We start from the raw sequence: 12,040 nt of genomic DNA, 5'->3' as shown, positions 1-12,040 counted from the left end.
CTCAGCCCCAGCAGGCCGAGGCACCCGCGCCCACGCCCGCGCAGGCGCAGCCGCCTGCCCAACCGCCCGCCTACGGCTTCCCGCAGCAGCCGCCGGTCCACGGTCCGCAGGCCGTCTACGGCTACCCGCAGTCCGGCCCGGCGCAGGCGCCTCCGGTGCCCGACGCGCAGCCCGGGTACGGCTTCCCGTACCCCGCCGCACCCAACTCCCCGGCATCAGGGCCTGGTTACGGCTTCCCTCAGCAACCGCCCGCGCCTGCACGGGACTTCGCCCAGCAGCCCGCCGCGCCCCAGGCCCCGGGGCAGGACGCCACCGCCCAGCCGCCCGCCCCGCAGGCCCCCGACGCGCAGGCCCCCTACGGATTCCCGCACCCGGCCGCGCCCGGCTCCGTCGCCGCGCCCGCCCCCGGCCAGGACTCCGCTCCCCAGCCGCCCGCCCAGGCACCGGCAACGCCTCCCGGCCCTCCGGCTCCCCCGGCGCCCGTCGACCCCCGCGCGGGTGCCGCGTGGCCGCAGCCGATCCAGCACGACCAGCGGCAGGTGACCAACCCCGGTGCCGCGCCGCTCGGTTACACCGCCGCCGTCGAGCTGTCCTCGGACCGGCTGCTCAACAACAAGCGGCAGAAGGCCAAGAGCGGTCGGCCGACGGCCGTGTCCTCGCGGTTCAGGCTCGGCGGGAAGAAGGAAGAGGCCGAGCGGCAGCGGAAGTTGGAGCTGATCCGCACGCCCGTGCTGTCCTGCTACCGGATCGCCGTCATCAGTCTCAAGGGCGGTGTCGGCAAGACGACGACCACCACCGCGCTGGGGTCCACGCTGGCGACCGAGCGGCAGGACAAGATCCTCGCGATCGACGCCAACCCGGACGCCGGGACGCTCGGTCGCCGGGTGCGCCGGGAGACCGGGGCGACCATCCGGGACCTCGTGCAGGCGATCCCGTACCTGAACTCCTACATGGACATCAGGCGGTTCACCTCGCAGGCGTCGTCAGGACTGGAGATCATCGCCAACGACGTCGACCCCGCCGTCTCCACGACGTTCAACGACGAGGACTACCGGCGCGCGATCGACGTGCTGGGCAAGCAGTACCCGATCATCCTCACCGACTCCGGCACCGGGCTGCTCTACAGCGCCATGCGCGGGGTGCTCGACCTCGCCGACCAGCTCATCATCATCTCCACGCCGTCCGTGGACGGCGCGAGCAGCGCCAGCACCACCCTGGACTGGCTCTCCGCGCACGGGTACGCCGACCTGGTGTCGCGCTCCCTGACCGTCATCTCCGGGGTCCGCGAGACCGGCAAGATGATCAAGGTCGAGGACATCGTCAGCCACTTCGAGACGCGCTGCCGCGGTGTGGTGGTCGTGCCGTTCGACGAGCATCTCGCCGCGGGCGCCGAGGTCGACCTCGACATGATGCGGCCCAAGGTGCGGGAGTCGTACTTCCACCTCGCGTCCCTGGTCGCCGAGGACTTCGTCAGGCACCAGCAGTCGCACGGCCTGTGGACCAGCGACGGCAACCCGCCGCCGGTGGCCGCACCGCCGATGCCCGGCCGCCAGCAGCCGTACCCGTACCCCGGCGGCCCGACGCCTCCCGGCCCCATGGCTCCCGGCCCCGCGGCCCCCGGCCAGGCGGCTCCCGGTCAGGCAGTGCCCGGTCAGCCGGTGCCTGGTCAGCCCGTGTCCGGCCACCCAGCGCCGGGCCAGCCGTACCCCTACCAGCAGCCGTATGCACAGCAGCCTCAGCAGACTCAGCCGCCGCAACCGGGACAGCCGTTCCCGCAGCAGCCCCAGGCAGCCCAGGCCGCCCACACACCGCACCCATACCAGGCGCCCCAGACCCCACAGCCCCCGTATCCCCAGGCGCCCCAGGCGCCGCAGCCGTACGCCCAGCACCCCGGTCAGCCGCAGCCCGCGCCCTACCCGCCCCAGCAGCCCCAGCAGCCCCAGCCACCGCACGCACCGGCACCCCAGCAGCCGCCGGTGCCCGGTCAGGCGCTGCCCTACGCCCAGCCCGCCCCGCCGCCCCACCCCACGCACCAGCCGATGGCCCAGGAGCAGCCGGGGTACGGCTACCCGCAGCAGGCCGGACCGGCCGCGCCGGAAGGACCGGCGGGACAGGAAGGATCGGCGGGCCAGACGCCGCCCCCGCCACCCCAGCAGTAGGCGTGCAGCCCCGACCGGAAGCGCGCCACCCCCAGCAGTCGACGGCGCCCGCGGTCATCGGGGAACGATGGCCATCGGGCAACGATGGTCATCGGGGAACGGCGGCCATCGGGGAACAACGACCGCCGGGGAACGACGGCCGCCGGGAAACGGCATGAACAAGGGCGGCCGGTCGCCTCCGCGGAGGGGACCGGCCGCCCTTGTCGGTGCGGGTGCGTCCTACGCGTCGGCCGCCGCCACCAGCTCGCGACAGCGCTTGACGTCTTCCGTCATCTGTTCGAGGAGGGCGTCCAGCGAGTCGAACTTGGCCTGGCCGCGCACATAGGCGAGGAAGTCGACGCAGACGTGCAGGCCGTACAGGTCGAGGCCGACGCGGTCGATGGCGTACGCCTCCACCGTGCGCTCGGTGCCGTTGAACTGCGGGTTGGTGCCCACCGAGATCGCGGCCGGCATCACCTCGTCCTGCGCGTGCAGCCAGCCCGCGTAGACGCCGTCGGCGGGGATCGCGGTGTGCGGGAGGGTCTCCACGTTGGCGGTGGGGAAGCCGAGTTCGCGGCCCCGCTGGGCGCCCCGCACGACCACGCCCTCGACCCGGTGCGGGCGGCCCAGGATCTCGCGGGCCCCCTCGACATCGCCCTCGGCGACCAGTCGCCGGGTGAGGGTGGAGGAGAAGGGTTCGCCGCCGCCCGCCTCGCCGGACACGTACAGGTCGACGACCTCGACCTCGAAGTCGTACACCGTGCCCTGCGCGGACAGGAACTCGACGTTGCCCGCGGCCCGGTGTCCGAAGCGGAAGTTGGGGCCCTCGACGACGGCCTTGGCGTGCAGCCGGTCGACCAGGACCTTGACGACGAAGTCGGCGGGCGAGAGCTTCGAGAACTCCGTGGTGAACGGGAGGATCAGCAGCGCGTCCACCCCCAGGTCCGCCATGAGTTCGGCGCGGCGGTGGTGCGGGGCGAGCAGCGGCGGGTGGGTGCCGGGCCGCACGACCTCGCTCGGGTGCGGGTCGAAGGTGACGACGACGGAGGGGACGCCCAGCTCGCGGGCGCGCTGCACGGCGTGCCTGATGATCAGCTGGTGGCCGCGGTGGACCCCGTCGTAGGACCCGATGGTGACGACGCTGCGTCCCCAGTCCTCGGGGATGTCCTCCAAGCCTCGCCAGCGCTGCACTGTGACCGCTCCTCGAACCCGTGTCCGTGTCTGCCTCGACGTCTTACGCAGGTCTAAGGGTGCCATGCCGGGCGGGTACCGCTCGCATCGGCATCGAGGCTGTGACCGGACGCACGTGCCGGGGCGGCTCACGCCGGGACACGGCCTTCGGACAGCTCGTCGATCATGCGGCGGGCGCCGGGTCCCAGGACGGCGGCCCAGTCGTGCGGGGCGCGGGCCGGCCACCCCGCCATCCGGGCCGCGAACCCGGGCACCCGTGCGCCGAGGTCGACCAGGGCCCGGTCGAGACGGGCGGCGCCGTCCGGGGTGCGGGCCAGCAGCAGGGCGGTGCGGCACAGCAGGTCGCGGGCGTCGTCGCCGTCGTACGGGGCGGCGGTGCGCAGGAGCGCGACGAGGACGGCGGGGGCGCGCTCGCGGTCCAGGAGGCGGCCGAGGAGTTCGCGGCGCAGCGGGCCGGACGCGGGGGTGCCGGGTGCGGCCAGGACGGCGGCGAGCGCGGCCCTGACCTCCTCGGGGCCGTCGTCCAGGAGCGCGGTGACGAGCGGGGGCAGGACGGCGGCCCGGCCGGGGTCACCGTCGAGGCGGCGGGCGACCAGGGCGGCGATGTCCGGCGCGGTCTCCGGGCGCCGTTCGGCGGTCTCGCGCACCAGGGCGGCGACCCGTCCGGCCAGCGGGGGCAGGGTGATGTCGGCGAGGGCGCGCAGGGCCTCGCCGGGGTCGGGACGGCTCAGCCGCTGCCGGAACGCGTCCAGGACGGGTTCCGGGTGCGTGGTGACGGCGGCGGTCAGCGCGGTGGGCGCGACGGTGGGGTCACCGGCCGCGAACTGCCGCAGGGCGTCCGGGAGATGACGGGCCCGGGTGCGGGGGTCGCGGGCCAGCAGGGCGAGCGCGCCGCCGTGCGGCGCGGGGTCGGCGGAGCGGGCGAGCAGCGTGAGGGCGGCGCGCCGCAGGAGGCCGAGGTCGGCGTCGGCGCGCAGGTGCGGGGCCGCGCGCAGACCGTGGGTGACGGCGGCGGCCCGCCGGGCGGGCCGTTCGTCCCTGGCCCACCGGTCGACGGCCCGGCACAGCGCCGACGGTTCGTCCTCCGCCAGCACGGCGAGCAGCTCGTCGGCCCTGCGGTGGGGGAGGCGACGAGCGCCTCGGTGAGGTCGTCAGGGGCCCGCCGCCGGTGGGTGTGCAGCAGGGCCTGCGCCGCGTCGGCGACGCTCGCGTGCGGGGTCGCGGGCAACGGCCGCCCGTCGTCGAACCACCGCACGAGCAGCGGCTGGACGGCGACGGCGTCGGCGGCGAGGGCCCGCGAGACGGCGTCCAGGAACCGGGGCGCACCATCGGCGCAGCGCGGACAGCCACCCTGCGGCGACGGATCGACGGCGGACCCGTCGACGCACCCCGACGGGTCGCCCCACGCCCAGGAAGCTCCCTCCGATGTCTGCCGCGGAGGACCGTCCGCCGGGACGAGCAGACGCAGCAGCTCGAACCGTTCGACGGCGGGGAGGGCGATCTCGCACCAGAAGCCGGGCCCGAAGAGGTCGCGTGCGGCACCCCGCGCCCCCGGACCGCGTGTCCCCCTCCGTTCGCGCTCCCGCTCCTTCGCCCGCTCCCGCACGACCACGTCCGTCAACTCCCGCAGCACGGAGAGGTACGGCGTCGCTTCGGGCACTCGGCGCAGGGTCTCGGAGAGCAGCCGGGACGCCCACCAGGAGGCGGGGTCGGCCGCCAACGCCTGCGTCAACTCGCCCAACTTCGCGACGAGTTCTGCACTGCCGTGACGGCGGGCCAGCAGGAGCAGCGCCTCGACGACCGGGCCGATCCGGTGGTGCGGCACGGGGAGCGGATGCGGGCCGGGTTCGTGGACGAGGGCGCGCAGAGCCTCGTCCAGGTCGAGATGGAGGCCCTGGATCCAGTCGGCCAACTCCGCGCGGGCGAACCGGAATCCGGCGCCGACCGGCACCAGCAGCCCCTCCGCGAGGACGGCGGACGCCCAGCCGGTGCCGCCCCCGAGCCGTGCCGGAGCGGTCCCGCACGGGAACAGCGCCTCGAACGTCTCCCGGTCCACCTGACCGAGTCCCGGCCCGAGACTGCGCCGGGCGGCCTCGTGCACCTGCCCCGCGACCCTGGCGGCGAGCCTCCGTACGGTCCCGCGGGGAGACCCGTCCACGGCGGCGAGCCGCTCCGCGATCCGCAGACAGCACAGATCCAGGTACGCCGAGAACACCTCGTCCCGCCCCAGACCGCCGGGCACCTCGCCCGCGAGCGCCTCCCCCACCTCGCCGAGCATCCGCACCACCCCGGGGCACCCGGCGTCGACATCGGCGAGCGCGCCCTCCGGAACCCCGAGGCGCTCCCGCAGCAGCCGGGCCCCACCCGCCGCAAGCCCACCGAGCCGCACGTGCGGCGGAAGACCGGGGTGGGACGGAAGAGGCAGGTGATCCGGAAGACACAAGTGAGCCGGGAGAGGCAACGGAGCGGGAAGGGATGGATGGGCCGGGAGAGCTGGCTGGTCCGAGAAGGACGGATGGGCCGGGAGAGCTGAATGGTCTGAGAGGGGCACATGAACCGGGAGAGCTGAACGCTCCGAAAGAGCCGGATTAGCCGGGAGAGCCGGGAGAGCCGGATGCTCCGAGAGAGACGGGCGAGCCGAGAGAGACGGATGAACCGGGAGAGAAGGACGAGCCGGGAATTCACCCCGACACCCAGCACCGCATAGGGCCCCAGGACTGAACCTGGCCCCGGAACCGGAGTGGCCCCCGCAGCCAGGCCGGTGCCCGGCGCCCGCGCCCTCCTCCTCACGCCCCTCCTCCGCACGCCTCTCCCCCTCCACCCGGCCCCCGCCGTGCAGCGCACCCCGTGGAAACCCCGCCCCCTCCCAGTACTCCGCCCGGCAGGCCACCACCAGGCGTGCCCCCGCCTCCCCGAGCCACCGTGCCGTCGCACCGGCCCACGCGTCGGTGAGCCGGGCGGGCCCGGACGGCACTTCCTCGGGGCTGTCGAGCAGCAGGAGCAGGGGCCGCCCGGCGGACCGGGCGAGGCACGCGAGCCGGTCGGGACCGGGAACCCCCGCGCCGCCGCCCCCGATCCCGTCCACCCTCCCCGCGGCGTCCCCCCGCAGGCCCTTCGCCGCCCGGGTCAGCGCGCGCGTCACCGCGTCCGCGATCGAGTGGTCCGTGGCCCGCAGGTCGGCGCCGCCCAGCCGGAGGACGGGCACGGGCGCTGAGCCCCGGCCGAGGCGGTCGGCGAGGGCCGCGAGTTCCGTCGTCCGACCGCTGCCGGGTGGTCCGACCAGCCCGAGGACGGTGGCCGGCCCGCGCAGAAAGGCGTCGAACTCCGCCGCCACCGCGCCCCGTTCGACGATCGGCCGCCCCTCGTGACCAGCCCCGGCCGCGGCCCGGCCGACGTGGACCGCCGAGGCGGCCGTCAACTCCAGAACCCCGGCGAGGTTGAGGTCCGGCCCGTGGGCGGGGACCGTCGCCGCGTTCTCCGCGAGCAGGTCGGCGAGCGGCCCGGGGACACCCGGGAGCGGCACGGCGAAGCAGGCGTCGCGTTCCCCGTACCGCTGCGCGGCCGCGACGACGCCGACGACCGCGCCGGTCCGCGCGTCGAGCACGGGCCCTCCGACCGCCCCGCAGCTCGCGCGCAGCGCGTCCCGGCCCGCCGTGCCGATGGCCAACGTCATTGCGCCATGCGGGAGTTGAGGATCACCTTCGACCGGCTGCGGGTCCGGCACTGCGGCGAGGACACGGGCCTGACGCCAGCATCCCGCGGCGAGCCGCACGTACGTGCCCGCCTCGACACGCGTCCGCGGGCTGACCGGTAGCGGCGCGACGCCGAGCCCCCGGGTCGCGATCAGGGCGAGCCCGAGGCCGGGCAGCGGGGTGACCGCGTCGGCGGTGACCAGGCAGCCGCGTCCCCCGGTGGCGTGCAGGGCGATCCGGGCCAGCCCCGCGACGGCCTCGTGCCCGGTGACGACGGTGCCCCGGCGGTCGGCGACGAACCCGGTGCCGCGGGGGCGCCCGGCGGAATCACGGAGGTGGACGAGGACGTCGTCCAGACACTGCCCGCCCTCCGGACCCCGGGCACCCTCCACCCGATCGCCCCCCACGACCCCGTCGACGTACACCGGACCCCCGGCACCCGCCACCCGATAGCCGCCCACAACCCCGTCGACGCACCCCGGACCCCCGGCACCCTCCACCCGATCGCCGCCCTCCGGAACCCCCACCCCCACCAGGCCACCGGCGCCTACCAGCCCTCCGGAGCCCCCGGAGCCCACAAAGCCGCCGAAGCCCCCCTGACTCCCAGGACCCTCCAAGCCCAAGGAACCCCCGCCACTCCCCTGACCCACCAGCCCGCCACCACCCCCCAGCCCCTCGAAGCCCGACCCCTCGAACCCCCCGAAGCCCCCCGGCCCCACCACACGCCCCCCGCCGCCCGAGCCGACCACGCCGTCCCCGCCGCTGCGACCCCCCGCACCTCGTCCGGACCGACCCCGTTCCGTCATGGCCGAACCTCCCGCCGTGCGCCCCGCTCCCCTGTCCGCTGTCCCCCGCGCATTCGACGGTAGGCGCGCGATGATCAGCCGGACAGCTCGCGCCCCGAACGCGCCCCCATGCACTCCGTGGGTTCACTCCGAGCGCCTGGCCAGCCGGGTGAACGGGCCGGCGTCGGCGAAGGGGCCGCACGGCCGGAAAACGCGGAGCGGCGGCCCGGGGGGTGCTCCCCCGTGACCGCCGCTCCGCGTGACGGATCTCCCGCCCAGGCGTCCTCAGCCGAAGACGGCGAGGCTCTTGGCCTTGCCGCGCTGTTCCTCCACGAGGGCCAGGAAGCCGCCCCCGGGTTCGTAGACGGCCACCGCGCCCTTGCCCGCGTACGCGTCGGGGATCTCCAGGCGGACGCCGTTGAGGAGCAGACGGGCGCGCTTGGCGTCGACGTCCCAGCGGGGGAACGCGGCGGCGGCCGCGTCCGCGACCGGCATCACCGTCAGCTCCTGCTGGAGCTGGTCGAGGGTGCGCGCGCTGTCCAGCTTGTACGGGCCGACGCGGGTGCGGCGCAGCGCGGTGAGGTGTCCGCCGACGCCGAGGTCGGCGCCCAGGTCGCGGGCGAGGGCCCGGATGTAGGTGCCGGACGAGCAGACGACGGAGACGACCAGGTCGAGGACCGGGGTGCCGTCCTCGGCGACGGCCTCACGGACGTCGTACACCGCGAAGGACGAGACGGTGACCGGGCGGGCCGGGATCTCGAACTCCTCGCCCTCGCGGGCCCGCTTGTAGGACCGCACGCCGTTGATCTTGATGGCGCTGACCTTCGAGGGGACCTGCATGATCGCGCCGGTGAGCTTGGCGATGCCGGTGTCGACGGCGTCCCGGGGGATGCCGGAGGCGTCGGTGGACGAGATGATCTCGCCCTCGGCGTCGTCCGTGAGGGTGTTCTGCCCGAGCCGGACGGTGCCCAGGTACTCCTTCTCGGTGAGCGCCAGGTGCCCCAGGAGCTTGGTGGCCTTCTCGACGCCGAGGACCAGCACGCCGGTCGCCATCGGGTCGAGGGTGCCCGCGTGCCCGACGCGGCGGGTCCGCGCGATGCCGCGCATCTTCGCGACGACGTCGTGCGAGGTGAAGCCCGACGGCTTGTCGACGATGACGAGGCCGTCGGGCGTGGTGTGCTTCTCGGTCATCCCTTGGCGTCGCCGTCCGTCTCGGCGGACGTCTCGGCGGCCTCGTCCTCGCCGGGCTTGCGGTACGGGTCGGCCTCGCCCGCGTACCGGGCGCCCGCGGACGCCTCACGGACCGCCTCGTCGGAGGCGCGGGCCCGGTGCAGGAGGTCCTCGATGGTCTTGGCGGTGTCCGGGAGGGCGTCCGCGACGAAGGTGAGGGTCGGCGTGAACTTCACCCCGGCGGCCTGACCGACGGCGGAGCGCAGGATGCCCTTGGCGCTCTCCAGCCCGGCGGCGGCCTCCTGCCGCTGCTCGTCGTCCCCGTACACGGTGTAGAAGACGGTCGCCTCCCGCAGGTCACCCGTGACACGGGTGTCCGTGATGGTGACGTGCGAGCCGAGCCGCGGGTCCTTGATCCCACGCTGCAGCTTCTGGGCCACCACCTCTCGGATGAGGTCCGCAAGCCTCTTGGCGCGCGCGTTGTCGGCCACTGGTCCGTCTCCTTCGTGACTTCTCTTGCTTCTTGCTTCAGTCTTCGTCGCTGTGGAGCCTGCGTCGAACCGACAGCAGCTCCACCTCGGGCCGCGCGGCGACGAGGCGCTCGCAGCGGTCGAGTACGTCGGTGAGGTGCTCGGTGTCCCCCGACACCACCGCGAGTCCGATCTCGGCCCTGCGATGGAGGTCCTGGTGGCCTGTCTCGGCCGCGCTCACCGCGTACTTGCGGTGCAGCTCGGCCACGATCGGGCGGACGAGTGAGCGTTTCTCCTTCAGCGAGTGGACGTCGCCGAGGAGCAGGTCGAAGGACAGCGTCCCCACATACATCTGTGTCTCCGGATGTCCCGCCGGTCCGGGGTGCAGGCGCCACCGCTCGGGCACCGATACCGGAACGGTACACGCAACGGCCGGGGCCGATCGACGGAATATCATCCGCCGACCGGCCCCGATCGCGTGCTGTGTCGGTCAGACGCGCGGCTTCTCGCGCATCTCGTACGTCGCGATGACGTCGTCGACCTTGATGTCGTTGAAGTTTCCGAGGTTGATACCGCCCTCGAAGCCTTCGCGGATCTCGGTGACGTCGTCCTTGAAGCGACGCAGACCCTCGATGTTGAGGTTCTCCGCGATGACCTTGCCGTCGCGGACCAGGCGCGCCTTGGTGTTGCGCTTGACCTCGCCGGAGCGGATGAGGACACCCGCGATGTTGCCGAGCTTGGACGACTTGAAGACCTCGCGGATCTCCGCCGTGCCCAGCTCGACCTCTTCGAACTCCGGCTTGAGCATGCCCTTGAGGGCCGCCTCGATCTCCTCGATCGCCTGGTAGATGACCGAGTAGTAGCGGACGTCCACGCCCTCGCGCTCGGCCATCTGCGCGGCACGGCCGGCCGCGCGGACGTTGAAGCCGATCACGATGGCGTCCGAGCCCATCGCCAGGTCGATGTCCGACTCCGTGACCGCACCGACGCCGCGGTGCAGGACCCGGATGTCGACCTCTTCGCCGACGTCGAGCTGGAGCAGGGACGACTCGAGCGCCTCGACGGAACCAGACGCGTCACCCTTGATGATCAGGTTCAGCTGCTGGACCTCGCCGGCCTTGAGCACCTTGTCCAGGTCCTCGAGGGAGACGCGGCGGGTGCGCTTGGCGAACGCGGCGTTGCGCTCGCGGGCGGCCCGCTTCTCGGCGATCTGGCGGGCGGTGCGGTCCTCGTCGACGACGAGGAAGTTGTCGCCCGCTCCCGGGACGTTGGTCAGGCCCAGGACCTGGACCGGCGTCGAGGGACCGGCCTCGGCGACGTTGTTGCCGTTGTCGTCGAGCATGGCGCGCACACGGCCGTAGGCGTCGCCCACCACCATCGTGTCACCGACCCGCAGGGTGCCTCGCTGGACGAGGACCGTGGAGACGGCACCGCGGCCGCGGTCGAGCCGGGACTCGATCGAGATGCCCTGCGCGTCCTGGTGCGGGTTGGCACGCAGGTCGAGCGAGGCGTCCGCGGTGAGGACGACGGCCTCCAGCAGGGAGTCGATGTGCAGACCCTGCTTGGCGGAGATGTCGACGAACATGGTGTCGCCGCCGTACTCCTCGGCCACCAGACCGTACTCGGTGAGCTGACCGCGCACCTTGGTCGGGTCGGCGCCCTCGACGTCGATCTTGTTGACCGCGACGACGATCGGGACCTCGGCGGCCTTGGCGTGGTTGAGCGCCTCGACCGTCTGGGGCATGACGCCGTCGTTGGCGGCGACGACGAGGATCGCAATGTCCGTCGACCGGGCACCACGGGCACGCATGGCGGTGAACGCCTCGTGACCCGGGGTGTCGATGAACGTGATCTTGCGCTCTTCGTCGTTGACCTCGGTCGCGACCTGGTAGGCACCGATGTGCTGGGTGATGCCGCCGGCCTCGCCCGCGATGACGTTCGTCTTGCGGATGGCGTCGAGCAGTCGGGTCTTTCCGTGGTCGACGTGACCCATGACGGTGACGACCGGCGGACGGACCACGAGGTCCTCCTCGCCGCCCTCGTCCTCGCCGAACTCGATGTCGAAGGACTCGAGCAGCTCGCGGTCCTCCTCCTCCGGGCTGACGATCTGAACCGTGTAGTTCATCTCGCCCGCGAGGAGCTGGAGCGTCTCGTCGGAGACGGACTGCGTCGCCGTGACCATCTCGCCGAGGTTCATCATGACCGCGACGAGCGACGCCGGGTTGGCGTTGATCTTCTCCGCGAAGTCGGTGAGCGAGGCACCGCGCGACAGGCGAATGGCTTCGCCGTTGCCGCGGGGCAGCATCACGCCGCCGACCGACGGGGCCTGCATGGCCTCGTACTCCTGGCGCCTCTGCCGCTTCGACTTGCGGCCACGACGGGCCGGACCGCCGGGACGGCCGAAGGCACCCTGCGTGCCACCGCGGCCACCGGGACCACCGGGACGACCGCCGAAGCCGGGACGGCCACCGCCGCCACCGAAGCCGCCGCCGCCACCGGGGCCACCGCCACCGGGACGACCGGCGAAACCGCCGCCGCCACCCGGACGGGCACCACCGGCGCCGCCACCGGGACGACCGGCGAAACCGCCGCCA

Annotated in this window: 7 protein-coding genes and 1 pseudogene; 2 read left to right on the top strand and 6 right to left on the bottom strand. The window is 73.9% G+C overall.

The features are described from left to right. A partial coding sequence (locus GA0115242_RS06440; protein WP_161353021.1) for a MinD/ParA family ATP-binding protein occupies nt 1-2,159 on the top strand: 2,159 nt, incomplete at its 5' end. 219 nt (nt 2,160-2,378) lie between these two features. Here the strand turns inward: GA0115242_RS06440 and GA0115242_RS06435 are convergent. Together GA0115242_RS06435 and GA0115242_RS41480 are read right to left on the bottom strand one after the other, a co-directional pair. After that, on the bottom strand, nt 2,379-3,329 hold the full coding sequence (locus GA0115242_RS06435) for a bifunctional riboflavin kinase/FAD synthetase (RefSeq protein ID WP_093825430.1): 951 nt from the start codon (nt 3,327-3,329) through the stop codon (nt 2,379-2,381). Between the two features lie 128 nt (nt 3,330-3,457). Then, nucleotides 3,458-6,852: pseudogene (locus tag GA0115242_RS41480) on the bottom strand (serine protease). Here GA0115242_RS41480 and GA0115242_RS42425 point away from each other — a divergent pair. After that, on the top strand, nt 6,781-7,143 hold the full coding sequence (locus GA0115242_RS42425) for a hypothetical protein (protein WP_161353018.1): 363 nt from the start codon (nt 6,781-6,783) through the stop codon (nt 7,141-7,143). The pseudogene GA0115242_RS41480 and the gene GA0115242_RS42425 overlap by 72 nt on opposite strands. A gap of 948 nt (nt 7,144-8,091) precedes the next feature. Here GA0115242_RS42425 and truB read toward each other — a convergent pair. The 4 genes from truB to infB form a co-directional block, all read right to left on the bottom strand. Continuing rightward, nucleotides 8,092-8,997 (bottom strand): tRNA pseudouridine(55) synthase TruB, encoded by a 906-nt coding sequence (truB, locus tag GA0115242_RS06420; protein WP_093825426.1) that lies wholly within the window; start codon nt 8,995-8,997, stop codon nt 8,092-8,094. After that, the gene (rbfA, locus tag GA0115242_RS06415; RefSeq protein ID WP_093825424.1) at nt 8,994-9,467 is read right to left on the bottom strand and encodes a 30S ribosome-binding factor RbfA; all 474 of its coding nucleotides are present in this window, start codon (nt 9,465-9,467) and stop codon (nt 8,994-8,996) included. The genes truB and rbfA overlap by 4 nt, the downstream gene beginning before the upstream one ends. Nucleotides 9,468-9,504: 37 nt before the next feature. Continuing rightward, the gene (locus GA0115242_RS06410; protein ID WP_093825422.1) at nt 9,505-9,798 is read right to left on the bottom strand and encodes a DUF503 domain-containing protein; all 294 of its coding nucleotides are present in this window, start codon (nt 9,796-9,798) and stop codon (nt 9,505-9,507) included. 138 nt (nt 9,799-9,936) lie between these two features. Then, nucleotides 9,937-12,040, bottom strand: a 2,104-nt coding sequence (infB, locus tag GA0115242_RS06405) for a translation initiation factor IF-2 (RefSeq protein ID WP_093825432.1), incomplete at its 5' end; no start/stop codon positions are given.

The organism is Streptomyces sp. SolWspMP-5a-2 (assembly GCF_900091845.1).
Classification (GTDB): Bacteria; Actinomycetota; Actinomycetes; order Streptomycetales; family Streptomycetaceae; genus Streptomyces; species Streptomyces doudnae.
Note: the sequence above shows the minus strand (reverse complement) of the source record. Positions and strands in the feature narration are given on the sequence as shown.